The organism is Rahnella sp. CJA17(1/100) (assembly GCF_963881615.1).
GTDB lineage: Bacteria > Pseudomonadota > Gammaproteobacteria > Enterobacterales > Enterobacteriaceae > Rahnella > Rahnella aceris.
In genome coordinates this window covers 361,188-386,269 of the sequence record NZ_CAWOJA010000011.1, presented here as the reverse complement: position 1 = coordinate 386,269, position 25,082 = coordinate 361,188, and the positions used below count along the sequence as shown (strand labels likewise).

Annotated in this window: 27 protein-coding genes and 2 pseudogenes; 6 read left to right on the top strand and 23 right to left on the bottom strand. The window is 50.7% G+C overall.

From position 1 onward, the window contains the following. Window positions 1-28 precede the first annotated feature (28 nt). From AACU55_RS08105 to AACU55_RS08035, 15 genes and pseudogenes are all read right to left on the bottom strand, one after another. Window positions 29-205, bottom strand: coding sequence for a hypothetical protein (locus AACU55_RS08105; protein WP_167686127.1), 177 nt, complete (start codon window positions 203-205; stop codon window positions 29-31). Window positions 206-214: 9 nt separating this feature from the next. Further along, window positions 215-3,271 carry a hypothetical protein gene (locus AACU55_RS08100; protein ID WP_205960124.1) on the bottom strand — a complete coding sequence of 1,019 codons (3,057 nt, stop codon included), beginning with the start codon at window positions 3,269-3,271 and terminating at the stop codon, window positions 215-217. A gap of 46 nt (window positions 3,272-3,317) precedes the next feature. Next, window positions 3,318-4,088: a DUF2612 domain-containing protein gene (locus AACU55_RS08095; RefSeq protein ID WP_134705381.1), complete on the bottom strand. Its 771-nt coding sequence runs from the start codon at window positions 4,086-4,088 to the stop codon at window positions 3,318-3,320. Continuing rightward, complete coding sequence (locus tag AACU55_RS08090) at window positions 4,085-5,284, bottom strand: baseplate J/gp47 family protein (protein WP_134705380.1); 1,200 nt, start codon at window positions 5,282-5,284, stop codon at window positions 4,085-4,087. The genes AACU55_RS08095 and AACU55_RS08090 overlap by 4 nt, the downstream gene beginning before the upstream one ends. Further along, window positions 5,284-5,637: a hypothetical protein gene (locus AACU55_RS08085; protein ID WP_013578268.1), complete on the bottom strand. Its 354-nt coding sequence runs from the start codon at window positions 5,635-5,637 to the stop codon at window positions 5,284-5,286. Before AACU55_RS08085 ends, AACU55_RS08090 begins: the two co-directional genes overlap by 1 nt. 1 nt (window position 5,638) lies before the next feature. Then, window positions 5,639-6,391 carry a Gp138 family membrane-puncturing spike protein gene (locus AACU55_RS08080; RefSeq protein ID WP_134705379.1) on the bottom strand — a complete coding sequence of 251 codons (753 nt, stop codon included), beginning with the start codon at window positions 6,389-6,391 and terminating at the stop codon, window positions 5,639-5,641. A gap of 35 nt (window positions 6,392-6,426) precedes the next feature. Continuing rightward, window positions 6,427-6,954 (bottom strand): hypothetical protein, encoded by a 528-nt coding sequence (locus AACU55_RS08075; RefSeq protein ID WP_134705378.1) that lies wholly within the window; start codon window positions 6,952-6,954, stop codon window positions 6,427-6,429. A gap of 321 nt (window positions 6,955-7,275) precedes the next feature. Next, window positions 7,276-8,307, bottom strand: coding sequence for a hypothetical protein (locus AACU55_RS08070; protein WP_134705377.1), 1,032 nt, complete (start codon window positions 8,305-8,307; stop codon window positions 7,276-7,278). After that, window positions 8,307-8,615 (bottom strand): phage baseplate plug family protein, encoded by a 309-nt coding sequence (locus AACU55_RS08065; RefSeq protein ID WP_134705376.1) that lies wholly within the window; start codon window positions 8,613-8,615, stop codon window positions 8,307-8,309. The genes AACU55_RS08070 and AACU55_RS08065 overlap by 1 nt, the downstream gene beginning before the upstream one ends. Then, window positions 8,616-9,224, bottom strand: a complete 609-nt coding sequence (locus AACU55_RS08060) for a phage baseplate protein (protein WP_134705375.1) — start codon at window positions 9,222-9,224, stop codon at window positions 8,616-8,618. Beyond that, window positions 9,224-10,951, bottom strand: a pseudogene (locus tag AACU55_RS08055) (transglycosylase SLT domain-containing protein); the annotation flags it as partial. The gene AACU55_RS08060 and the pseudogene AACU55_RS08055, both read right to left, overlap by 1 nt. Next, the gene (locus AACU55_RS08050) at window positions 10,848-11,414 is read right to left on the bottom strand and encodes a DUF2213 domain-containing protein (protein ID WP_240785617.1); all 567 of its coding nucleotides are present in this window, start codon (window positions 11,412-11,414) and stop codon (window positions 10,848-10,850) included. The gene AACU55_RS08050 and the pseudogene AACU55_RS08055, both read right to left, overlap by 104 nt. Next, window positions 11,407-11,883: a hypothetical protein gene (locus AACU55_RS08045; protein WP_134705374.1), complete on the bottom strand. Its 477-nt coding sequence runs from the start codon at window positions 11,881-11,883 to the stop codon at window positions 11,407-11,409. Before AACU55_RS08045 ends, AACU55_RS08050 begins: the two co-directional genes overlap by 8 nt. 3 nt (window positions 11,884-11,886) lie before the next feature. Then, on the bottom strand, window positions 11,887-12,021 hold the full coding sequence (locus AACU55_RS08040; protein ID WP_256369588.1) for a hypothetical protein: 135 nt from the start codon (window positions 12,019-12,021) through the stop codon (window positions 11,887-11,889). Further along, window positions 12,011-12,310, bottom strand: a complete 300-nt coding sequence (locus AACU55_RS08035; RefSeq protein ID WP_167686135.1) for a replication protein P — start codon at window positions 12,308-12,310, stop codon at window positions 12,011-12,013. Before AACU55_RS08035 ends, AACU55_RS08040 begins: the two co-directional genes overlap by 11 nt. Between AACU55_RS08035 and AACU55_RS08030 the strand changes: the two are divergent. The 3 genes and pseudogenes from AACU55_RS08030 to mtr form a co-directional block, all read left to right on the top strand. Then, a pseudogene (locus AACU55_RS08030) lies at window positions 12,305-13,060 on the top strand (ATP-binding cassette domain-containing protein); the annotation flags it as partial. The gene AACU55_RS08035 and the pseudogene AACU55_RS08030 sit on opposite strands and share 6 nt — an antisense overlap. Before the next feature lie 70 nt (window positions 13,061-13,130). Continuing rightward, window positions 13,131-13,865 (top strand): pirin family protein, encoded by a 735-nt coding sequence (locus tag AACU55_RS08025; RefSeq protein WP_014416696.1) that lies wholly within the window; start codon window positions 13,131-13,133, stop codon window positions 13,863-13,865. A gap of 943 nt (window positions 13,866-14,808) precedes the next feature. Continuing rightward, window positions 14,809-16,053, top strand: a complete 1,245-nt coding sequence (gene mtr, locus AACU55_RS08020; RefSeq protein ID WP_134705373.1) for a tryptophan permease — start codon at window positions 14,809-14,811, stop codon at window positions 16,051-16,053. A gap of 166 nt (window positions 16,054-16,219) precedes the next feature. Here mtr and AACU55_RS08015 read toward each other — a convergent pair whose 3' ends face one another. The 5 genes from AACU55_RS08015 to AACU55_RS07995 all read right to left on the bottom strand — a co-directional run bounded on the left by AACU55_RS08015 (window position 16,220) and on the right by AACU55_RS07995 (window position 19,898). Next, the gene (locus tag AACU55_RS08015; protein ID WP_013578204.1) at window positions 16,220-16,399 is read right to left on the bottom strand and encodes a hypothetical protein; all 180 of its coding nucleotides are present in this window, start codon (window positions 16,397-16,399) and stop codon (window positions 16,220-16,222) included. Window positions 16,400-16,538: 139 nt separating this feature from the next. Beyond that, window positions 16,539-17,393 (bottom strand): metal ABC transporter permease, encoded by an 855-nt coding sequence (locus AACU55_RS08010; RefSeq protein WP_014416695.1) that lies wholly within the window; start codon window positions 17,391-17,393, stop codon window positions 16,539-16,541. After that, a complete protein-coding gene (locus AACU55_RS08005; RefSeq protein ID WP_013578202.1) occupies window positions 17,390-18,244 on the bottom strand; it encodes a metal ABC transporter permease in 855 nt (284 codons plus the stop codon). The genes AACU55_RS08010 and AACU55_RS08005 overlap by 4 nt, the downstream gene beginning before the upstream one ends. Continuing rightward, window positions 18,241-19,020 (bottom strand): ATP-binding cassette domain-containing protein, encoded by a 780-nt coding sequence (locus AACU55_RS08000; RefSeq protein ID WP_037032910.1) that lies wholly within the window; start codon window positions 19,018-19,020, stop codon window positions 18,241-18,243. Before AACU55_RS08000 ends, AACU55_RS08005 begins: the two co-directional genes overlap by 4 nt. Continuing rightward, window positions 19,017-19,898, bottom strand: a complete 882-nt coding sequence (locus AACU55_RS07995) for a metal ABC transporter substrate-binding protein (RefSeq protein ID WP_370447456.1) — start codon at window positions 19,896-19,898, stop codon at window positions 19,017-19,019. The genes AACU55_RS08000 and AACU55_RS07995 overlap by 4 nt, the downstream gene beginning before the upstream one ends. A 247-nt stretch (window positions 19,899-20,145) precedes the next feature. Between AACU55_RS07995 and mntR the strand changes: the two genes are divergently transcribed. The 3 genes from mntR (at window position 20,146) to AACU55_RS07980 (ending at window position 21,750) form a co-directional block, all read left to right on the top strand. Further along, complete coding sequence (mntR, locus tag AACU55_RS07990; RefSeq protein ID WP_013578199.1) at window positions 20,146-20,589, top strand: manganese-binding transcriptional regulator MntR; 444 nt, start codon at window positions 20,146-20,148, stop codon at window positions 20,587-20,589. Between the two features lie 259 nt (window positions 20,590-20,848). Beyond that, a complete protein-coding gene (locus AACU55_RS07985; RefSeq protein WP_013578198.1) occupies window positions 20,849-21,196 on the top strand; it encodes a hypothetical protein in 348 nt (115 codons plus the stop codon). Between the two features lie 14 nt (window positions 21,197-21,210). After that, window positions 21,211-21,750: a glycine zipper family protein gene (locus AACU55_RS07980; protein ID WP_013578197.1), complete on the top strand. Its 540-nt coding sequence runs from the start codon at window positions 21,211-21,213 to the stop codon at window positions 21,748-21,750. Between the two features lie 78 nt (window positions 21,751-21,828). Here AACU55_RS07980 and AACU55_RS07975 read toward each other — a convergent pair whose 3' ends face one another. The 3 genes from AACU55_RS07975 to AACU55_RS07965 form a co-directional block, all read right to left on the bottom strand. Beyond that, complete coding sequence (locus AACU55_RS07975; RefSeq protein ID WP_037032902.1) at window positions 21,829-22,641, bottom strand: Cof-type HAD-IIB family hydrolase; 813 nt, start codon at window positions 22,639-22,641, stop codon at window positions 21,829-21,831. A gap of 116 nt (window positions 22,642-22,757) precedes the next feature. Next, window positions 22,758-23,930 carry an MFS transporter gene (locus AACU55_RS07970; protein WP_134705372.1) on the bottom strand — a complete coding sequence of 391 codons (1,173 nt, stop codon included), beginning with the start codon at window positions 23,928-23,930 and terminating at the stop codon, window positions 22,758-22,760. Window positions 23,931-24,017: 87 nt separating this feature from the next. Next, window positions 24,018-25,016 carry an ROK family protein gene (locus tag AACU55_RS07965; protein ID WP_134705371.1) on the bottom strand — a complete coding sequence of 333 codons (999 nt, stop codon included), beginning with the start codon at window positions 25,014-25,016 and terminating at the stop codon, window positions 24,018-24,020. Between the last annotated feature and the right edge of the window lie 66 nt (window positions 25,017-25,082).

The window sequence follows — 25,082 nt, the reverse complement described above, 5'->3', positions numbered from 1 at the left end:
AAGCGGGTTGTGATGTGATCAGGGTTATTTAAACAGTTATATCTGATTCAAGGTACCAGTCAGATGCGTTGCCATCATTGTAAGTTATGACATATTGGTTAACTGAATTGGAATATTCAGCCCTGCCAGTTACCACTCCTGAAATATCATCGATACCATTAACTTTAACTTTAACTTCCTGTCCCATCTCATATTTAAAAGACATGTTATCACCTTATGAAAGAGGTATTCCGGTAACTAGATTACATCTTGCGGAATTGTATGGGGTTCCAGATCCAAGGTATCTGCAGTTAACCGCCTGAGCGCAGTTAAAACCATAGAACATGGAATCTTGTGCAAATGAATCATAGGCTATCAAATATGGCTGATTATCAGCGCCGCTATACCCCTGAGAGGTATAGCCATTCCTGTCACCATATGATCGCCCGTTGTACACCTGGATTAGCGTTCTGCGGGCATAGGTAGCCCCATCCAGTGGATTGGCATTGGCCTCAATGCCACCAAGCTTACCGGTCGGTAGTCGCGTACCCAGTGCATTCTTCCGGGTTTCCGGGTTTATGTACGTAGCCTGACATCCATAGGCAGGTGTTAAGCCGCTGCCGCCGTTGTATTCGGATATTGGGTTTAGACCATGTACCAGGCAGTTTTCATGAGCAGATTCCCCATCATCCACATTGTCATGCGTGTAAATATACTCATGGATATATACAGACCAGGCGTGAGTATTGAACCCGTCACTTGTTGTTGATGAGCCATTAGAGCCAGCACCAGCCGCTTCGCATTTTGAGTCTTTATGCCAATTTCCGTTATCGAAACAGTTAACCGGCGCCCCAAGGACCCTAACATCAGTATTCTGTGATACACGAAAGCCTGATGTTTGTACGTCACCATAGCGAATATCAATGCCGGTTATCTCTAGTGAGCCGCGGGCGCTGAAGTAATCGCAAACATCTGATACAAGCCCTGTTACCGTCCGAGGCGCATAAATATTAACCCCTGCAACAGTGGCATCACCGCCGTCAGGAAGCGTGAAATAAATAATACCTTCCGATGCTTCCCAGTGAGATTTCGGTAGCCCCGTGTTGACATCCATTTCTGCCAGTGCCCCAGCTTTATCTGCCGCTGTTGTTCTCCATAATTTTGTGCATTCCAGACGGTGGGATCTTCCGCGTAAACCAGCGTGCATTTCACTTTGCGGTACAAGAGTATCCACATCATTCACGCCATCAAGCCAAATCCACGGCGGCAACATACCCGCGGTAAAGCCTGTGCATGCGGCCTGATAAACATAATTTTGGCCTGCTGTCTTGGTGATCCCAGCAAGGGGAGTACCGTAGCGAATGAGCGGACGGGATAAATAATTACCCTCAATGCCAACTATTTTTACATCCTTCACTTTTTTGTTGCTGATTGACAGGTTGGTATATTCACCAGCAGCAAGGTAAATCGTCCCCATGCCGTTTATCGCGTCATTCGCTTTATCCAGCGTTGCAAAGGGTAACGTAGCACTGCCTGTACCTGTGGAGTCATTTCCTGATGGTGCTACGTAGGCTACCCCTTTTTCACCATGGCGAACCCAGTTTGCGCTTCGTCCTTCGCGAATAGAAAAACGGCCCGCATAAACTCGTGGAACAGCTACGCCATTAAGACCTTCAACACGAATATTTAGAGATATTGATACAGCGTTAGACGGCAGCGTAATGTTCGACGCGATGTTCAGGACTGTCTTTTGCGTGATATCCGCTCTCGGAATATTTCTGGTGTAATACTGCCAGCCGGTCCCAACTGTCGGATCATCGTTTCCACTGGCATTCTGCCACGCGGTATTAATCAAATTGCCTGAGCTGTCATACGCAGATAGTCTGATGCGGAGATTGCCAAGCCCTGATGAGGCATTAACCCCCTGATCGCCTATCTTTTCCAAAATTACACATGAAACTGATAACTTTCCGGATTTAACGTTAGATACCGGGATTTTAGCAAAGTCATATCCGCCAGCGCCGGTAATCCCGGCGGGAGTAACCAGGCATAGTTCGCCATTTTTTTCAGAGACAACTAACTGGACCGGCCAGCCAGGTACGGCATCCCCTACAACGCAACGGCTCAGCGTGCTGTCAGGGTAAAGATTTTCAAAAGCACTGAACCCGGCAATATCTGTGGCTTGTGCCAGTGAAGTAGCAGATGTCAGATAATCGGTACTGTTAGAACCCAGGATAGCGGCTGCAGATGATGCTTTATTAATGCTCGTCCTTCGGAAGGATGCATTTTTACCATCCGCAATCATCATATCTCTAAAATATAAAGATCGTGCTACCGTCGTACTGCCTGATAACACCCCGATATACATTGAAACATAAGCACAAGATGCATCCAGAGGGATGGCCGTAAACTCAAATACCGTTGGTGATGAAACCCCATCCGCGCCAGAAACGGAAATAATATTTCTGGCTGCTGTGATTTCTACGCCAGATGAGTTGAATTGGAAAACACCCACTCGGCAGTTTGCTGTAGTACCGTCAGTTGCTGAAACATTGACTATCTGAATCGAGCCAGAAATAAAACCAGTAGGGAATTTTGACGATGGAAAATACTCAAGGTAAGTACCCTGTTCTGTTGTTTTCCCCACGGTAGTGCTTAGCATCCACGCAGGAAGACCTAATATAGCAGAGGCGATTGGTGTTAAAGCGCTCCCGGACTTAAGGGTGATTGACGTGATTAAGTCGAGATTTTCAAGGGTAAATAAATTTCCTTGAGAATAAGTTAGACCAAGTGATTTATTTTGCGCATCAATAGCCGCAAATCCAGCCTGCTCAGATACAGGAACAGCTACGCCGCCGCTATTGAGATAATAAATGAAACTTTTAACGTTTCCAACGCCTTGAGGAATTCTGAAATAGCTTCCAGATGGAATAGCCGCGAGCCCAGCTTCTTTCGTGGAAAATGTTGATCCGCCGTCAGAGATGGACTGCGCGTCCGTTGCGGCGGCCTGGGCAGCAGTCACGGCTGCCTGTGAGCTTAGGTTGCTTGCTTCAGCAGAGTCTGCAAAACCTGAAGCTTGTTCAGCGCTGTCAAAAGCCTGCTGAGCCGCACCGGTTATTTCATCAATTCTGGCTGCAACTTGAGCCTGAAGAACAGGAAATGACTCCCCTTTTCGGTTTGTAGCCTCACCTGAAGTATTATTTACAAACTCGTCAATGGTAAGCAGGTTATCATTTAAATCCGTGAGAACGCTTGATGGCACTGGATTATCGGTGTTATAACGCTGTGACATTTTTATTCCTTACTAATAACTTTCATAATTTAATTAGCGGAACAGGTTATAAGTTTCGCTCCCACGCTCCATTATCAAAACCGGCAACATAATCATTATCCACATCGAAACCAAAAAATTGGTAACCATCAGAAGGTGTAATAATTTCACCGGAGAAAACCCCCGCAGCTTTGACCGTTAAATAACCCTGTTTAATTACCGCGATTATTTCAGCCGATGCGGAGTTCATTGATAATGCCGTGTAATCTGTTGCCACATATCCATCTGGCAGCGTCACAAACCCATCCCCGTTTAAACTGTTGTCCAGAATAAGCCGGTCAGTATCGCTGAGGGTTTGCGGTTCGGATAAAACCCAGATTGAAATAGTCATGTCCTGATTATCGACTATCGCCATTCTGACGCCGGAACCCGCTAAGGCTGTATCGAGGATTTCAGGTAAGGTTTCGTTTGTGCCATCCCAGTGGTTAATGGCAATTTTTGCCTTCAGCACAATCCGGTAAACTTCATCGCTAAGACTGGTGAAACCTTCATCTGGGTCATACGGTCCTTGCCATGAACCCTGATCGTACCCAAGATTATCGGTATCAAAAGAGAAGTAGACGCCGGAGATTGGCTGGCTAACAACGCGCGACCTGCCAATCCATTTCCCCAAAATATCTAACTGGACGCCCTCTGCAGCATCAATATCAAACTTTGAAATTAAACCTGATATCGAACCAATAGCATCGGTGAAAGGTCGCGTTATCAGGTCAATGTGATCGACAAAGAGAGGTTTTTGCCGATGGTAGTTGGTGATGAGTTCGGTGTATTTACTCATGGCAAAACCGTTATATTGATGTTTGCAACATCACAGGTTGCTGACTCATCAAAAACAATGGTGATATTGCTGGCCGATAATGAACCAGTGCTTTTCCCTATCAGCAGACTGGTAATATCGTAATAGCGACTTTCTCCACCACTGACCACGCCGAGGTTTGCCGGGGAATAGACCCGGCTTAAAAGCACATCAGCCCCGATGCTCAGGGAGTTAATGTAAGCGGCAACCGCTGTTTTGATGTCCTCACCGACTTGAGACGTATACCCGGAAAATGCCTGGATAGTTATATCGACATATACCGGGACCGGAACTGGACGATTAAAACCAATGAGGTGAGGGTTTCCGTAGGCGTCCAGAATAGTGATAACTGTGCTGCCGTTCGGCGTGACGCCCTGACCTTTTTTCAAGCGGATGACCGTTGCAATTTCCGTCGCGTCACCACCATCAACCACGGCGGTGATCGAGTGCGCCGGTAATCCGTTGCTATCCACGCTGCCGGTATCGTTCTCATAAAGCACATGGCGTTTAACGCCGGAAATGTTAGCGATAGCCCCATCAAGCGCATCAAATGGCGTTATTGAGGATAAAGCTACGCTCTGAGTTTGCCGCGTGCGCAGAGCCGCATCGGTCTCTGCTGCAGTGCCGACCGTGGCCGCGCTCGGGTTAGTGACCGATACCCAGCCGCGTGTCGGTGTATTGATGCCGGTGACCGTACCAGCCAGAGCGGCGACCGCACCCGCAGTGGCGCAAGTGGCCGTTACCAGCACAGTTCCATCGGTCCCGATCACCACTGACGCGGGAAGGGTCCAGATAATGTTGTTTGAATCTTTCGCTGAACCGTTGGCGATTATCAGCCCGATGGTGCCGGTAATCAGCAGATCTACGGTCGAGTTATTCGCCACTCCGCGAGAAATGCCGTTTATCTTCACGTTGCTGGACAGGCCAACACCGATACCCGTTGCCGGAGAGAATGAGTTATAGGTGGCAATCGCAGTATTGTTGGCGTCGTGGATTCCCAGCGCGTACAACGCCACCATTTGCCCGTCTTTACTGTCCGGGTCTAAGTAGGCATCAGACCCGTAAATTTGCTGAAAGTAGCCGGTTAATGTGCTGAGGATGGTCTGGTAATCAGGCGCGCTGATCCCCTGAGCTGTTACCGTCGCCGATAACCCCAGTGTGTCAAGATTGATAGCCATTACGCCTCGCTTGTTACTGTGGACTTGCCGTAAATGGTGTCTATGGTAGCCGTGAAAGATACGCGCCGTGTGGCGCTGTCAACGGACGTATCAAAGGAGATAATTGAATTCACGCCCTGCGTTTGCAGGATGTGCTGGCGGATCGCCAGGTTATAAACGTCGGGGCTTTGCTTTCCGAGAACTGACTGGATGTAAGGCGTTCCGGCGGTCGTGTCGAGGAACCATTGCCCGCGCCAGAGTAAAAATCGCGTTTTCACCGCCTGCGCCACAGTATCCGGCGAGTTAATCAGAAACGTGTTATCGCCCCGGCCAAACGTGTAATCTCCGTCAGCGTCTTCGCGTCGATATCTCATATCAGTTCACCTTGTCGGTATTCCCGCTGCCCGTCTGGACGCCGCCGTGCGTATGCTGATCGCTGATGTCTTTGCCGTTGGAAGTCAGCGAGCCGATAAATTTGATGGCGCCGGTAATCGTTGCCGCCGTGCCGGATGCAATGGTGCCGATCATGCCGCCCATCCACGATAAAAGGCCATGAATAGTCACGGCCGCCGAGAACGTGGATTGCGGCGCTATAACGCTGAATCCGCCAGGGGCGACAATAGTGATCTTTTGTGTGTCCGGATTAAGTTCGAAATACGTTGAACCGTCGTCACTGCGCATCTGTGCCGTATTGGTGCTGATGCCGCTGATTTTTCGTGGCTCAGAGCGTAGCCCGACAATAGCAATAGCATCAGATAAATTGTGCTGTCTGGAATCTACTGGCTCCTGGACACCGCCACTTTGCCACCAAAAATCGATGCAACGATCGGAAAAAATAATCAGACATTCATCACCAGCTTTAATCGGGAAAGTCAAAGTAACCCCGCCGCCGCACTGGAAATGCACAGGAACGTCTGCCAGAAGGGCAAGCGGGGCCGACTGCTCATTGCCTGCCTCGTCAGTTTTAGTACCCATGATTGCGGGCTGGACGACACAGGTAGCGGTTTCCGGGTCGAAAGACTGGATGATCCCCGGCATTGCCACCCGCAAACCCGCTGAGATGGCTTTGGACAGTGCGGCGTCGAGGTGCTCGCGGTTACCGACCTGGGAACTTAGAGAAACTGGCATATGGACCCCATAAAAAAACCCGCCGAAGCGGGTTGTTAGAATGTTCTATAGGTAACTCGTCTGGATTGGTCGCCAATAGTCCCGTAGCACTCTATCGTGTGGATAACTCTTGCATTAAAAGCGTTAAGGCCTGAAAAATGAAGGGTGTAATAATATACTTTTTTGCCATTTTCATTGCTGATGCCACTTTCGGTTTGTTCTTTACTGTAAGAATCGGGGTATGCCAGCATGTTTCTGGCAAGATCATTACAAGTAAAAATCACTTCATTCTGTAAAAGTACCTGTTCAGATAAGGGCTCTGCTCTACCCTCCTTTCCTTTCTCTTTTGCTTTTTGTGCGCTGGCAGCAGCTTCTTTTCTTTGGAGCGCTTCGCGTGTAGCTTTTTCTGCTTCTTCTTTTTTTCTTATTTCTAAAAATGATTTATCTTCAATTGACAACTCAGATAGCGGCTTTCCTTTTAAAGAATTATATCTATCATTGTCCTTGTTCTTCTCCGCAGTACCATAGTAAAGCAAACCGATAAACGCTAAAAAAATTACTACGCCGGATTTTGTTATAGCCATAAGCCTGACCAATAATTTATATAGTTAAAAAAACCAATTCATTATAAACCGCAAACACATAATCACCATGACTAACCAATGACTATTCGCAATAGGTTGTGCCAGTATTAGTTGTGTAACACTCACGACTAATCTGCCTACCATTCTCACTACCAGTCTTCATTGTTGCTCCTGTTCCTGTTGTATGCGACTGAGTGTCAACTGCTCGTCCGGAATTGTCAGTTCCGGTACAGTACGTTGTCCCTGTTACGGTTGTGGTGCAAGTTATCGATGCCATGGCAGGGCAAGCAAAAATAAAAATGACACATGCAATCAGTTTTTTCATGGTATCGGTGTCGTTATGTCAATGGTGGCTTGAGACAGCTTATCTTTCCCGTTATTCGCAAGGCAAAGAAGATCCATATACCAACTCTGCCCGCGCGTGTCGCCAGTATAGTTTATCGCCCCAACCTTGTAATCGCCATCAGTATTGATTGCTGCTAGTTGTGCGCCAGGCAATCCATTTACGTATATATTCCCATCTATCGTTGTCTCGCCCAGCGCGCTTGGAGACACGCCAACAGCTTCATTTGACAGGCTTGCACGATATACGGATGCCTGATCCAAACGAATAACGCCACCCAGTTTTATGTTCGGATTAATGAGGCAGCGAACGTTTACCCCCGCTTCCATGGTCTGCTGTGGCATCCCAATAAGACCGGTATTTGCATTAAGGACAACTGTGTAATCAAGGTATGCCGTTTCTGGAAGGATATGAACCTGGTTATTTTCAAACCACCAGTCCGCCTTACACTGTTCCGCAATGCTGTTCATCACATCAGAGGTGTTGCCAACAATGACTTTTGCACGCGGGAAAACGGTTTTTGGCATTTCCGGCACCGCCCCAACAGTAATCCCAAAAGGCGCGTACGTTTTCATTGCGGCCCTGAAAACATCGTCCCACTTCCAGCCCGCGGCAATCGTGGTACGCATTCCTGCGTACATGTGCCCATTCCAGCTATCAATTGACTGAATCAGTATCCATGTGTCGGTGATGTTATCTTTCCCCGCAACGGTAAAGCGGATCTCACCGTTAAAAATCATACCGATATTCTGATCGGGATAATTCCCCATCTCGTCCATATTGCCATCGTAGCCAGCGATAACACGAATGCGTCCAAATTCTTTCTTTTGTATCCGGTTCTGTGTTGTTGGCGACAGGTTGTAAATTTTGAAATTTCCAACAAAACCGTTAAATACAGTGGCAGGCATTTTTTGAATGTCGAATGTCACCTTCAAGTCAGATAGCACAATCCCGTTGCCATTATCATCAAGGAGCTGTATCTCAAAGTGACGCATCCAGTTCTCGGACATTATGACTCCGTTATCACATAAAGATGGCTCGTTGTTCCGAGACCAGTTTGAGTGGGATACTCCACGCCAGGCTCATCACACGCTACAGATAAACCGAACCCAAGACCAAGATAGGCATATTGAGCCAGCAGGTTGGTCCCCGTGACCATTGGGATACCTGCTACAAGATCCGAGCCGCTGCTATCTTGCAGGTCCATAACCCAACCTAAAGCATCACGCCAGACTATCCGCATTGTCAAAGCGTTACCGTTTAACGTAATGTTGAAAGTCTGATTATCGGCCGTTAAAGGAATTTCAGTGACGACCATTTATCCTCCGAAGAACCCGCTGATACTGCTGAGAATCGACTGACTCACAGCCTTTGGCGTTTTAATACCAGTGTTTTGCGTCGCGCTGGTATTCACACCCTGAGCCATGTTTTCCTTGGCAGCGCCCGCGATCACCTGCGTTTGTGTGGTAATCAACTCCCTGAGGGTGAGGGTCGCCATCAGAACATTTTCACTCGTTTTATCAGTGGTGACATCCAGAACGCGGATCAGCATATTGGTATACATCCGCTTACCCGTCACTACATCAAAGGGTTTCCGGGAACGCTGGAGCGCGAGCAGTTCCTCGTACATTTCTTTCGGGCTTTTCCCCAGCGTCAGACCAAGCCCTGACGTATCAGCAAAATCCAGTACCGAGCCGCCTCCGGAAAATCCCGTTTCCATAACTAACTCTGATGGTCTGCGAAAAGCATGGTCAGCGATATAACCGACACCGTCACCACTCGCTCCGCCGCTGCTCGATGTTGGGACCTCTACGGGATGATCTGTGATTTCCAGCGAATCACTGTGTTTCTCCGTAATGACTACATCTGGAATAATTATCCCTATCCTGCGCGAACGCTGGGAAAAAAGAACAGAGAGAACATCCATCAGCCATTACCCCTCTTGAGTTGTTGCGTGTTTCTGGAATTTACGGAGTTTTGTTTATCAGCAACGATATTCCCGGCCTCGCGCGGATCGCTCACGCCGGAGATATAAATGTGGGTTTCGTTCTGCTGATTTACGCCATTCCCCGGCATATTGCTGCGCACCTTCGGCACGTATTCCCGCGTTTGCTGAGGCATCAGACCCAAACCATACTTCTGGACGTTCCCGATCCCCCAGTTATACGATGCCAGCGCCTTATCCAAATCGCCACCGTTCGCCTTTAGCAACTGAGCCAGATATTTAGCGGCAGCCTGTGCAGATTTAATCGGGTCAAAGGCATCATTACCTTTCAATCCCAATTCTTTAGCTGTTCCTGGCATCAGTTGGAATAATCCCTGCGCCTGCCCGTATTTGGTCTGAGGGCCGAGGGCGTTCGGATCTCCGCTGGATTCAGTGATAGCGACGCTTTTCAGTAAACCATCAGGCAAATGATAGAGCGCTTCCAGCTTATCCAGTGTGGGGCTTAACCACCCCAGCAACGCCGCACCACTGGCCGATGCTTGTGGCCGCCTCACCGATTGAGCAAACTGCGCAGGATCACCGCCATCAGGCGTACCGCTAAAGAAGTTCTGCATGTCCTGCGTATCTTTGTCGGACATGATGTGAGCTTTTCGCAGAAGTCGCCAGAACGGGCTGTTTGCCAGCTTACGGCCGAAATCTTCAAAGAAACCATTGAACCGGAGATTCACATAGTTAATGGCATCATTAATGGCTTTCGACCAGTCACCTTTCATGAAATCAGAAAGGCCCTTCAGCGTTCCTTTCCAGGTGAGAGTGCCGGTATTGAGGTCATTCAGCTTATCGGTAAACCAGTCGAGTGCTTTTTTGGCCGACTCTATACCGGGCTGCCACTGCTCCCAGTCAATCAGGCTTTTACTGCCTTCCTTCCATGACTTGTAATCATCATAGAGAAAACCCAGAGATAAAATCAGCGTGGTAATAATGCCGATCGGTGAAGTCATGAAGGCGGTATTTAGAAGACGCCATGCCAACATCAACGCGCCGAACGTGCCGATAAGCTGCTGAGTCCCCTTATCGAGTTTGTTCCACCACTCCCGGATATCACCGGCGGCCTGAATCAGCCGGAACACAACTCGCCCGATGGTATCCGCCAGCCATAACAGCCCGCGCACGCCGCGCGTAATGGTGTCTTCAATTTTCGGGAAATTATCGAGGATTTGTTTTCTTAGGCTATCGATCGAGCCAGCCAGTCCATTAGCGAGATTAGACCCGATTTTGTCCCGCGCCATGCCCGCCATCGCGCTGAAATCACGCAGTGAGGTCATGAAACGGTTAGAACCGACAGCAGCCTGATCGGCGTTATACCCGATGGTTTTTGCCATGGCCGAATATTCAGCGCTGAACGTACCCATACCGCGACGCATTGCCATCAGCGTGTTTTCATCAATACCCAGCATCTGAGCATACTGATTAGCGCGGTAATACGGCATTTTGCTGAGTTGCTGGCCAACACCGGTAAATACGGCAGACATGTCACGCATGTTGCCGCTGGCGTCCCGCGTCTGCACACCCAGGCGATTCAGAAATCCTTCCGCACCCGGATTATTACGCATAAAGCGCGCCAAGCTTTCCAGCGAACCGCGCGCAGATTCTGCGTTGGAACCTGTCTGTGCTGCTGCGTACCCGATCGCTTTTATCCCTGCGACGCTGACCGATCGTTACCGCCATACCTTCAAACGATGCGATAGTCTTTTCGCTGAAAACCTCCTCCGGTGTCCGGTGAACGGTAATCAGCCCATCAGCACCCGGCTCGAGTTCCGGTAATTCGCTGGCGCCATAAACCTGCGTTCCGCGCTTGAGCAGGTGATTCACTGAGTCTTCTGATATGCAGAGTGCTCGAGCAATTTCCCGATTGGTTTTACCGGACAGGTGCAGCTGATAAATGCCGGTGACAACGCGTTTAACGTAAGAAATTCTGTTGCCGATCTTCACAACAACACCAGTTGCTCTGGCGGCTTCAGTGACAGGCGCAGGCTTCACTGGAGGTGTTGCCGGTACGCGGCTACGGGCACGCGCGGCGCAGTTCCAGCGGTCGATGATGGTTGCGGTGTAGTCGCAGCCGTCATCCTGCAGAGGGCGGACCTTCTGAATCAGGTTGTTGGTATCAGACATGGCGCACCGCCTGCACGTTCTGGCGCTGCAGTGAGCGGATGGTGGCGCGAAGTTTTTTCAGCCGTCTGGCGTTGGCTTCATGCTTACGGATTTGCTTAGTGAGGGATTCCGGTGTCGGGATGCTCAGAGTCAGAAAATCATCATCACTCCAAATGACGACCAGGGCGGGTGGCTGCTTCGGGGTTACCTCGGCTTTTTTGACAGGTTCTGCTTTCAAAGGACGCGCAGGGCGTGGTTTTGGCGGTTTGTTGGTTTTTGCTGGCACGGATGCTTCAGGAGAGTAATCGCGACCTTTCTCGGTGATCGAGTAAAACCCATTCAGGCATTTCACATTCCCAGTTTTGACCTGGTTATTCAGCATCGCCACAGCGATACCTGGTTCCAGCCCCAGAGAATCCGCGACGATCAGGGCAGTTGCCTTCCCGGTTTCCTGCAGTTCATTCAGTATTTTTTCTACGGTGGTGCTCATTGGTCATTCCTCGCTGTTTTGTTTTGACTTCGCTAACATCTGGCGACCGGCTGGCGTTTGCAGTAGCTGGCATTCCAGTTCTTCATCCGGTTCGACTGGCCAGCAGGCATCGTCGTCCGGTTCGTACTCATTCGACATAGCGTTTCCCTGCTGCCATCTGCATGGCCGGTGTTGGGCCTACTGGCGTCTTTGGTGCAGCAATCTGTCGGCGGATTGGCGGTACCGAAAAGCCCGCGGCTAATTTTTTCTCCCAGCGCGCCAGCTTCACACCGGCCAGCTTGTCCATTTCCGGCTGTGTCAGGCGGCGTTCTATGCCTTCTCGACGCATCTCGACGCAGATGTGATACAAAATCGGGTGGCGCCACGGGAATTGTTCGGACGTGCCGTAACGCCATGACTCGGATTTCCAGCGTTTGTATTCGGCGATAACATCGCTAACGGTTGCGGTAAATCATCCCTTCTGCACAGTTTGTGGCAGGCGTTTATCTGCCCGGAAACGACGGTCAAAGGCGTGATTTTCCACCCGCGCGTGCGAATGGGTTATTACGATCAGAACCAACATCAATTGCAGGATAACGATTCGCTTTCTGATGCCCTGGCGCATTTCGCGCCGCTGACCGAAGAACAGCGAAAAATGGCGCTGATTGGCGCGGGATTTCCGTATATCCGTCATCAGCAAAAAGTGAGCACGCTCAGCGGTGGCGAACGTTCACGGCTGCTGTTTATCGGCCTGACGCTGGCGAACTATTCCCTTTTGTTACTTGATGAGCCGACCAACCATCTGGATCTGGAAGGTAAAGAGGAGCTGGCGGAAACGCTGAAAACCTTCAGCGGCGCAGTGCTGATGGTTTCCCATGACAGGACGCTGATCGAGCAAAGCTGCAACCGCTTCTGGCTGATAGACCAGCAGCGTCTGGAAGAATGGCATTCCCCCGCGCCGGTGTATGCGATTCTGGCAGGCACGGTTCCTCCTGCCGACGCGCCGGTGTCGGACGTGAGGCTGGAAAGCGTGGTGATTCAGGAAACTGAAGAGGAACGCTTGCTGGCGACACTGATGGCGCTGGAAAACAAGCTGGAAGACGACCTGGCGCGCAAACCAAAGCATCAGAAACCGGAATTGCAACGCCAGTGGCAACAAAAGATTGATGAACTGAATGCGTTGCTGGATCTGCTTTAAAGACATATGTTAAGAAACTGTATATTGATTTTTACTTACACAACGCATTGCTGTTCCTGCCGGAGAAATTATGTTTAACGTTTTACGTGCTGAGCCTAAAACCACCTTCGAATACGGCCCGTTCCGTATCCGCCGCATGCGCCCCGGGAAAATTCTGCCCGAAAATAGCGATGATGCATTCGGACCGCTCAGTGTTATCGATCATGCCAACCTGGAACTGGGTACGCTGGTGAAAATGCATGAGCATAACAACGATGAAATCTTCAGCTATATGTGGCGCGGTTCGATGGTGCACGAAGATTCTGCCGGTCATCGGATATCGCTCTCACCGAAAAAGCTGATGATGATGAATGCCGGAGAAAGCTTCTGGCATGAAGAATCCACACCGCTGGTGCCCGCCGAAATGTTGCAGATTTTCATTCGTCCGCGCAAAGCAAATCTCGAGAGTCGTGTGCAGTTCATGGAACGTCCGGACGGCGTAAAGCAAAACGAATGGACGCTGCTGGCCGCGCCGGAAGGGATTGAATCCCCATTGGAAATTCGTCAGGCAGTATATGTTTATGACATCCGCATGGATGAAAATACCACCACGGAAATTCCGGCACATCCGGGATTTGCACAGTGGTTGTATGTCATGGATGGCGAAATCAGCATTGCGGACGTCAGCCTGTCAAAAGGTGATGCGATCAGTGATGAGGAAAGTGCATTGCCTGCCGCCTCGGCAAAAAAAGAAACCACCCTGGTGTGTTTCCTCGTTTGTCTGGGTGCGGAAGCCATTCTGGAAGGGGCGATTAGCGGAAAGTAATTAAAATCTGGCAGTTAAAATATAAAAGCCCCAGTCGTTAAACCGAGGCTTTTAAGGTACTACCAAATTAATATTTAACATTCATCAACTTAATTACATATTACAACTTCTAAAGATGCACATATTTTCACAGGATATATTTTGAAGCCAGGTAACGCTATCCTCCTATAATTTTGTGGAATAACATCGGTATCCTGTTAATTTCACTTATACCGGTTTTCAGTCGGAATAAATGAGTACATCACCCTCGCGATATATACTCTTTGATGCGTGACCTTACTCTCGTCGCGATATTCTCGATTTCAGACTTAACGTACCCAAATCGCGAACATTACTCTGACTAACAAGGCGTTACATCATCGCGTTTTCTTCCACATCATGCGATTTTACAGCTTTACTGCATGGCCTTAAAGCATCATCTCACGGATTTTAAATGACAATCCGGTGTTGAATCACCCAAACTAAAATACTTCGTGGCCTTTATCGCATCTCATTACTTGCAAGTTTATCAACCTGCTAAATGCACCGCGAAATAAAATTTTCATCCCATTTCTCTCTGGTGCTGAGTTCTAATCTACTCGTTATAAATCGTGTGTCAACCCTGTATTTACGAACAGGTTTTTTAATCTATGCCATATTAGAAAACATAATGAAATCTGTGACCTATACCAAAGATATTGATAAGGCAAGTAACCAAAAAGTCGAATAAAAATAATCCTGCGTGCACATCTCCTGCCTCCCCGCCCCGCTGAACGTGATAACAACTACTTTTGTACCAGCAAGCTAGTTCAACAGTGTACATCAGTGCTCAAATCCACTATATTGCTGCGCTCATGGCCCTGACCGCAGCATAAACGCGCGATTTTCGGACAATTTTCATATCAAATCTTTTACAGCAATTCACTTAACGAATCGTGATAAAAGCCACGCGAGGATCCGCACTATGGCGACGCTTTCCGTGACCGCTCCGCAGCATTCTGTATTGGGTGGCGCAATGATTATCGGTGGAACTATCATCGGCGCAGGGATGTTTTCTTTGCCAGTGGTGATGTCCGGAGCCTGGTTTTTCTGGTCAGTTGCCGCATTGATTTTTATCTGGTTTTGTATGCTGCACTCCGGCCTGATGATCCTCGAAGCGAATCTTAACTATCCGGTAGGGTCGAGTTTTAATACCGTCACCGGCGATTTGCTGGGGAAAAACTGGAACCGGCTGAATGGCATGACCATCGCGTTCGTGCTGTATATCCTGACTTACGCTTATATTTCTGCCAGCGGTTCGGTTATTCAACATACGCTACGCGAAATGGCAGTGAGCTTTTCTCCCCGCCTCGGCGGCCTGCTGACCGCACTGGCAGTTGCGTTTATTGTCTGGCTCAGCACCCGCGCCGTGAGTCGCATGACTGCAATTGTGCTGGGTGCCAAAATCATCGCCTTCTTCCTGACATTTGGCAGCTTACTGTGGCACATCAAACCGGTGAATTTGCTTAACAGCGTGGAGCTGAACCCGAGTTACACACCGTATGTGCTGGCGACGCTGCCGTTTTGTCTCGCCTCGTTTGGCTATCACGGTAACGTACCGAGCCTGATGAAATATTACGGCAAGAACCCGCAGATCATCAAAAAATGCCTGTTGCTGGGTACCCTTATGGCGCTCGGGCTGTATGTCATCTGGATGCTGGGCACGATGGGTAACATTCCACGCACGGCGTTTATTGGCATCGCCGAACGTGGTGGCAATATTGATGTGCTGGTGCAATCCCTGAGTCAGATCCTCAACAGTGCGGGGCTGGATTTGCTGCTGACCATTTTCTCCAACTTCGCCGTGGCCTGTTCATTCCTGGGCGTGACACTCGGGTTATTCGACTATCTGGCTGACCTTTTCAAATTCGACGACAGCCGTACCGGTCGATTTAAAACCGCACTGATCACCTTTGTGCCGCCGATCATTGGCGGTGTGATCTACCCGGATGGTTTTATTTACGCGATTGGTTTTGCCGGTCTCGCCGCCACGGTCTGGGCGGTGATTGTTCCGGCACTGATGGCACGGGCATCACGCCAGCGCTTCGGCAGCCCGCTCTACCGTGTATGGGGCGGCAATAAAATGATTGTGCTGGTGCTGTTGTTTGGCGTACTGAATGCGGTAGTGCACATTCTGTCGAGCGTAAATTTACTGCCGGTATATCGTTAAATGATTTGCACCCGTTTCTTCCGTCGGACAGGGCTGGTGCATCAAAAGACATAGGGTATAGCAAAGACAGAGGTGAGGCAGGAAGGATTTCTGAAGGCAACCACATCACGCAGCCTGCTCTTTGCTTAATACAAACAGGCCGCGCTCATAGAGAAGGTCGTTAACGTTACGCTTTATTCACTGAAACAATTTCTTTGATGAAGGTGAAGTTCGAATCGCCGTGATCAGTTTTGATCGTCGGGTAAATTCTTTCGCCTTTCTTCACAAAGCCAGTGACTTCATGGGTTGAGCCGTTCTTGACAGTAAAGCTATCGCCAACACTGATGGAACTTGCAACTTCGCTCATAACAATCCTTAACTCTTACTTCATTGAACTTCAATAAACCCGTGTGTTGCTGATCGATGGTAGGCTTTTATGCGGCAGGTAGCCAGCGGCGTCATCAGAATCGCTCAAAAAGGGAATACGGCGTCCTGACGCGCCGGTACTAAGTATTCGGTGCGGCCTGACGCGGCTTAATCGATTTGCGCAGTAAATTCGCCGTCAGCGCCAGCAGGAAAATGGCCGCCTGCACCAGAACGATTGTCGGCCCGGTCGCAGCATCAATATAGAAGCTGATAAAAGTGCCTGAGATGGCTGCAAAAAGTGACGTCGTCACGGAAACCACCAGCATCTTCGTCAACGTCTTACACAGCAGAAACGCCGTAATGCCCGGCGTAATCAGCATCGCCACCACCAGCACCACACCGACAGCCTGTAACGCTGCGACGATGGTCAGTGCCAGCATACACAACAACGCATAGTGATAAAAACGTACCGGCAGCCCGATGACTTTCGCCTGTACAGGATCAAAACAAAACAGCATCAGGTCTTTAAATTTGAGGATAATCGCCAGCGTCACGACAGCGGCGATAATCAGGGTTTGCAACATTTCACTGTCGGTCACACCCAGCACGTTGCCAAACAAAATGTGGCTGAGATGCTGCTCGGTATTCACCCGCGAGAACAGCACCAGACCACCGGCAAACATACCGGAGAAGACGATCCCCATTACCGAATCTTCTTTCACCCGGCAATGTTCTTTGATGAAACCCGTCGCGACCGCGCAAAACAGGCCGGAACCGAACGCGCCAATCACCAGCGGGATTCCTGCCAGATAGGCCAGCACTACGCCCGGAAGGACCGCATGAGAAATGGCGTCCCCCATCAGCGACCAACCTTTGAGTACCAGAAAACAGGAAAACATTGCGCAGACGATACTGGTGGCCGCGGCAGTCAGCAGAGCACGTTGCATAAAATCGAAGCTCAGCGGCTCCATCAGCACATCAAACCAGGACATCATGCGCGGCTCCGGTTTTTAATGCGGAAATGATTCACCAGCCAGCCATGTTTCGGCGCGAACAAGAACGCCAGCAGGAAGACGGTGGTTTGCAGACAAACAATCACCCCGCCGGTTGCACCATCGAGGAAATAACTCAGCCATGCCCCCGCTGCACTGGTCACTGCACCGATGATCACAGAAATAATGAGCAGATGTGAAAAACGGTCTGACAGCAGATAGGCCGTTGCGCCGGGTGTGATGACCATTGCGATCACTAAAATTGCGCCGACAGTTTGTAACGCCGCTACGCTGCACGCGCTGAAAATAGTGAAGAAAATCACTTTCAGCCACAGCGGCGAAAGGCCGACCGAAACCGCATGCGCTTCGTCGAAAAATACCGCCAGCAGGTCACGCCAGATAAGACACAGCACCAGCAGCGAAACGCCGACAATAATTTGTACCTGTAAAATATCGGCGTCATCAATCCCTAAAATATTGCCGAACAGAATCGACTGCACGTTAACGGATGTCGGGTTAAGCGACACCAGTAACAGGCCAAGGGCAAAGAACGTGGAGAACACGAAACCGATAATCGCGTCTTCCCGCAGTTTGGTGAAGTGACGCAACAGTGTCATGCAAAGTGCGGCCAGAATACCGGTCCCGAATGCGCCGATCGCGTAGGGAAAGCCCAGCGCGTAAGCGCCCGCGACACCGGGCACTACCGAATGCGACAACGCATCGCCCATCAGTGACCAGCCTTTGAGCATCAGATACGCCGATAAAAAGGCACACACTGCACCGACCCCCGCACTCACCCAGATGGCTTTCACCATATAGTTGTACTGAAACGGCTCCAGCAACAGTTCGGTCATACCGCCCGCCTCACCGGTTCTTGTGGCACCAGATAGCCGATATTACGCAGCGCACCGCCAAAGGTATTTTCAAGATTCTGATGGGTAAAGGTAGTTTCCAGCGGACCGGAAGCCATCACCGTGCGGTTAATCAGCACCACGCGATCACAAAAATCGGGCACGCTGGCGATGTTGTGCGTCGACACCAGAATCAGATGTCCTTCCTCGCGCAGTTGCCGCAGCAATTCGATAATGGCGTTTTCAGTTTTGATATCCACGCCGGTAAACGGCTCATCAAGCAACATCACCCGCCCTTGTTGTGCCAGCGCACGCGCCAGGAAAACGCGTTTTTTCTGACCGCCGGAAAGCTCGCCAATCTGGCGGTGGGCCAGCTCCGTCAGCCCAACACGCGCCAGCGCGGAAGCAACTTGTTTTTTATCTTCCTGTGAGGGAATGCGCAGAAACGACATTTTGCCATAGCGCCCCATCATCACCACATCCCGCACCAGCACCGGGAAATTCCAGTCCACCTCTTCCGACTGCGGCACATACGCGATCAGATTTTGTTTCAGTGCTTTGGCAACATTGAGACCATCAAGTGTCACCCGCCCGTGCGTCGGACGGATAATCCCCATAATGGTTTTAAACAGCGTGGATTTACCGCTGCCGTTCACGCCCAGCAGTGCGCAAATCGAGCCGCCGTGCAGCGTGAACGAGGCATTCTCAATCGCGGTATGCCCGTTGTTGTAGGTCACCGAAATATCATCAACCTTGAGATGCAGCCTGGTGTCACTCATTGTCCGAACCCTTCTGCGATGGTACTCACCGTGACTTTCAGCAAATCAATGTAAGTCGGCACCGGCCCGTCAGCGGCAGACAGTGAATCGACATACAACACGCCGCCATATTTCGCGCCCGTCTCTTTACTGACCTGCTTCGCCGGTTTGTCCGAGATTGTGCTTTCGCTGAATACCACCGGGATATTTTGCTGACGCACCAGATCGATGATTTTTTTCACCTGCTGCGGCGTACCCTGTTCTTCCGCGTTGATCGGCCACAGGTAGGCTTCTTTCAATCCATAATCTTTCGCCAGATAACTGAACGCGCCTTCGCTGGTCACCAGCCAGCGCTGTCCTTCCGGGATTTTCGCCAGACGCTCACGCAGCGGCGCATCGAGCAGGCTGATTTTTTCGGCATAATTTTTAGCATTGCGGTCATAAACGGCGGCGTTTTCAGGGTCATATTTCACCAGCGCGGCGCGGATATTTTCGACGTAAACCAGCGCATTTTTCGCGGACATCCAGGCATGAGGGTTTGGATTGCCGACATACGGTCCTTCCTGAATAGGCAGAGGCGCGATGCCGTCCGTCACTGTCGCAGAGGGCACATTCCTGATGTTGGCAAAAAAACGACCAAACCAGCGTTCAAGGTTAAAACCGTTCCACAAAATGAGATCCGCCGACTGGGTTTTCACGATGTCGCGCGGCGTCGGCTGGTAATCGTGAATTTCTGCGCCGGGTTTGGTGATGGATTCTACCGTTGCCGCATCACCGGCAACGTTCTGCGCGATATCCTGGATCACTGTGAAAGTGGTGACGACTTTAAACTTCTTTTTGTCTTTTTCGGCCGCCTGCGCGTTTCCGGTGATCAGCGCCACGATCATCCCGACCAGCATCAGTCGCAAACGAAACGGCGAATAGCTGAATAATTTTAAGATGCTTTGTCCTTTTTCCATCAAATCTCTCCTGTCACTCTGCGCATTAACCGGCGGTTTATTATTCAGATATAGCACAGGCTATACTCCATAGCCAAGGCAAAGTTTTCAGAAATTGGTAGATGTGTGTACTTGGTTTACAATGCGTGAGTTGCCGTGGTGTACGCGGCAACGGTAAAAACCGTTGAGCAAGAAAGAGGCAGGCGTAGTGAAAGAAAAAAAAATAAATCCATTACTGGATGTGGAAGAACACGCTCAGGGTTTTTTACAGGTGCGCGAGGCACATCGCCGGGAATTAATGGACGATTACGTTGAGCTGATTTCAGACTTAATCCACGAATTTGGCGAAGCGCGTCAGGTCGATTTGGCCGCGCGGCTGGGGGTTTCTCAGCCTACCGTCGCAAAAACGCTCAAACGGCTGGCCAATGCCGGGCTGGTTCATCAGTTACCCTATCGCGGAACCTTCCTTACGCCTGAAGGTGAGCGGCTGGCAGCGGAAAACCGCGAGCGTCATAACGTCGTAGAAGCGTTCTTTATTGCCCTTGGGATCAGCCCCGAAACCGCGCGCCTCGATGCAGAAGGTGTTGAGCATCACGTCAGCGATGAAACGCTTGAAGCGTTCAGACGCTTTACGGCAGAGAAAAAATCCTGATTTAACGCCGCATCTCATCCGCCGCCGGGTTGGTTTTTTAACAGAACCGGGCGGTTTTCCCCGATATTCCCACGCCCTCCCCGATGTTCGTAAAGTAATCTTTTCCCGTGAATTTTTTGCTCACAATTGCTGGCGTTACCTTGTCAGATTCACCCTGATCTCCCGCCAACCTTTTCCCACACTTGGGCGTATCGTTACGCTCAGGAATGGTGGCATTTAAGCCATTCCCTGTATCCGATCATTGCGCGTCGAGGTTGTTATGAAAAGGTTGTTGTTGATGCTGACCGCTGGCGTGTTGATGTCTGCCAGCTTTGCATCGTTTGCCTATGGCTATTACGGGCATGGTTATTATGGTCACGGCTACTATCACGGTGGATACGGTGGACCGCGCATTATCGTCGGCATCCCCTGGGGACCACCACCGCCTCCGGTGTATTACGGGCCGCCGCCGGTGGTCTACGTTACACCAGCACAACCGCAGACATATGTTGAGAAAACTCCTGACTATGCCTATTACTGCCAGAATCCTGCGGGCTACTATCCGCATGTGCAGCGCTGTCCGCGCGGCTGGATGAAGGTGGTTGTAGGTGATTCCGCACCGCGTTAACAGGCGATAATTTCATGAACAGGTTCACTCCGCTGGCGGTTATCGCCCTGACTGCAGCGCTTTCCGGCTGCGTTTCTCCTCCCACCCGGCCCGATGTGATGGTGTTACCCGGCACCGGTAAGGATTATCAGCAATTCCGTATGGATGAAATGGCCTGCCGGAATGACGCCTACAACAGTGTTAACGGCGGCGCACAAACAGCCAATAATAACGCGGTCAATACCGCCGCAGCGGGGACCGTTGTGGGTGCGGCGGCGGGTGCGCTGCTAGGCGCGGCGTCTCATCAGGCCGGAGCGGGCGCGCTGGTTGGCGCAGGCAGTGGTTTGTTGATTGGCAGCGCGATGGGCAGTAACGGCGCAGGTGCCAGCAGCGGTAATTTGCAGGATCAATACGATACCGTCTACACCCAGTGTATGTACGCCAAAGGCAATAAAGTGCCGGTCGATGCCAGCTATGGTTACAGTGCGCAACCTCAGGCACAGTCAGAGGTGCCACCGGACTACTATCCGGCCCCGCCGGGAAACAACGATGTTCCTCCGGACTACGTACCTTAAGTTTTTGCACAATTAAAAAGGCTGCCCGTTCTCTGGCAGCCTTTTGTTTCAGTTCACTTTTTTTCAGTCTTTCGTCGTTCAGGCAAACGGCGCACGGTCATTAAGCACATCATCGATAATGTTCAGCACACCCTCATCGCTGTTTGATGGTGCCGTGTATTTTGCGGCAGCTTTGGCTGCTGCCGAGGCGTTTTCCATCGCAAAACCAAATCCGCAATAGCTGAGCATTTCGAGATCATTTCCGCTATCACCGAAGGCCAGCACTTCCTCATCCCGGATACCGTAGATTTTCTGGATTTTTTGCAGGCCGCAGGCTTTGTGATTTCCGCTGATGATCAGATCCACCGAACCGTGCCCGCTGGTAACCGGCGCAACAATATTGCCCAGATGGCGGGTAATTTCGCCCATAAGCGGATAAACGTCATCCTCCCTATAGCTAAGCGCGAATTTGAAAATCGTGTCGTTGATTTCGGCATAATCGCTCACTTTGCTCAGGCGGTGATAGTAACGACGCATCCGGCTGATAAAGGCTTCATCGGTGCCGTTCAGTACATACGCGCCCTTTCTGCCGCAAACGATGGTGTTAATGCCCGGTGTCCGGCTGATCCAGTGCAGTACGTCAGCGACCTGTTCAGGTTCGAGTTTGCCGCAATAAACTTCTTCTTTTTTGTCGACGACATAACCCCCACCTTCCGCCACATAGGCAATCTGTTCATCGATGTCATCGAAGAAAGATTTAAGCTGGTAATACTGATTACCGCTGGCCACCACAAATTTGATATCGCGCGCCAGCAGTTGCTGATATTGCTCGCGAAAACGGATTTTATTGTATTCATGTTGCGGGTTCAGAAAGGTTCCATCCATGTCTACGGCAATAAGTTTTACGGCCATCACAGCTCCTTGCAGGGTCGGATTTTTATCATTAACAGTAAAAGAAGGCTGGCGGGGTTGAGGCGCCAGCGGGCAAATTTGCTACTCAGTTATAAAACCTTGATCTTTGAAAACAATCAATACTTCAGTTTGTATGCGCCAAACGTGATGATTAGAAACGCGGCAGCTACCGCCGAAAATGCCACATATAAACTGGATAAATGGGCGATAAAGCCAATGACTGCCGGGCCACCGAGCACACCGAGATACCCAAGTGTGGCAACCATCGCCACAGACATATTCACCGGCATCACTTTCTCCTGGCCTGCGAGGGTAATCAGTACTGGTACGATATTGGCCGCACCGATACCGACCAGCGCAAACCCGCATAACGGCAGGATCCAGCCCGGTAACAGCACCACCATCAGGTAACCGGCGATCCCCAGCACACCGCCTACCACCAGAATTCTTTTGCGTCCCAGCGCGCTGACAATGGCATCGCCGGTCAGGCGCATCAGCGACATCGCGACAGCAAACACGGCAAAGCCCCAGCCTGCATGTTCCAGCGCCAGCCCGCGCTCACGAGTCAGAAATACGCCACCCCAGTCGAGCACCGCACCTTCAGCCATAAAACAGATCATCGCCATCACGGCCATCAGCGCGAGGCGAAAATTCGGTCTCGCTTTAGGTTTGCCCTCAGCCCCTTCTTCCTCATGCGCGCCAAACGGTAACATGCCGCGGAAAGACCAGGCAGTCACGATGATAACCAGCGCCACGGCAAAAAACGTGCTGCCGAGCGGCGAAATACCGGCACTGAGCAGTAACGCGCCGCCACCGGCCCCGGCAATACCGCCGACGCTCCACAGGCAATGAAAGCCAGACATCAGCGGTTTATCCGCTGCCTGTTCAACCAGCGTTCCCTGCACATTGACCGCAACATCAGCCAGACCAATTCCCATGCCGAAAATAAACAGACTCAGCGCCAGCAACCCGATATCACTGAATACCGCCAGCAACGGCAACATCAGGCAATACAGCACCACGGCGGCCACAATCACCGCCCGGCAACCGAAGCGGCCAATAATCCGACCGGAACCCAGCATCGACAACAGTGACCCCGCGCCCAGGCACAGCAACAGTAATCCGAGATCACCCGCTTCGGAATGCGTACGCAACTGCGCGTAAGGCACCAGCGCCGCCCACAACCCCATCGCCATGCCGGTAACAAAAAATATAGCCCGCGTGGCGACACGTCGGGCAGGACTTCCGGCATGCGCGTTTACACTTTCCATTTCAGATGACAGTGACATCAGGTTCCCCCGGCAGAAAATTAATTATTAAAAGACTTTTAATAAGTGGCGAGTATAGAGGTGAGGGCAAAAAAAAGTCAATACGGATTACTCACCGAAAGCGACGTACAGATTGTAATTATGCAGGGTCAGTTCGGTGATGCCTTGCAGATAATCCTTACGCATGGAGGGGCGGTAAGTCAGTTCAGGCATATGTTGCGCGGGAATATACTGCTGGCAGAGTGCCGTCAGTTGCGGGATCAGCGCTTCGCTGATTTTAGGGCCGGAGAGTGCAATGGTGACCGGGTTGATAATCGCCGTCAGCGAGACAATCACTTTTGCCATCTCCTCCGCCACCGGCAGCGTGTTCAGATGCTCAAACGGCAGGTTGGAAACTTCACCGGCAAACTGGCTTGCGCCCTGTAATACCTGTCCGTTAATCACCATCCCGCATCCGAGACAAGGGACATCCGGCTTAAATACATAGGCAACCGGCGCAGTGACGCCGGCACAACTGCTGCGGTAAAAACCCCAGGCGGTATAGTTCATGTCGTTATCGACTTGCACGTACAGGCCAAAACGGTCACGCAGTTGTTGTTCGATGGCAACACCGGCAAACACCGTGATATCGCAGGTCGCGACGGTACCTTTCACCACCACACCCGGCAATCCAACGCCCAGCGCTTTAATATTCGGGTAATCTGCCAGCAGCGATTCAATCTGCTGATAAAACGTTGCCAGCATCAGCGGCAAAAAACGAACTTCGCCCTGAGCCAGGCTTTCACCCGTGGCTGAATTCACCGACCAGATAATCTGCGCCGCCGCGTCACTGCCCTGTGCATACAAACTCAGTACGGAGAAGAAGTCCGGGTTATATGCATAGCGCTGCGCCGGACGCCCGCCACGAGAAACTTCCAGTTCCAGCGCCAGTACCTCATGGCGCAGACTCAGTTCATTAAGCACCGCACCACATGTCGCAATGCTCAGCCCGGTAGCAACCGCTAAATCTGCTTTTGTTGCCGCCCCCAGTGATTTCAATGCATTAGTGACCAGCACAACATTGTTGATCTTCATTTCACGGGTGGTACGGTTGAGCGGAGTGAACATGTTGCCTCGGGGAATACGGGTAAGAATGAGGGCTAATTTAGCACAAAGTGGAATAATGCTCCGGTT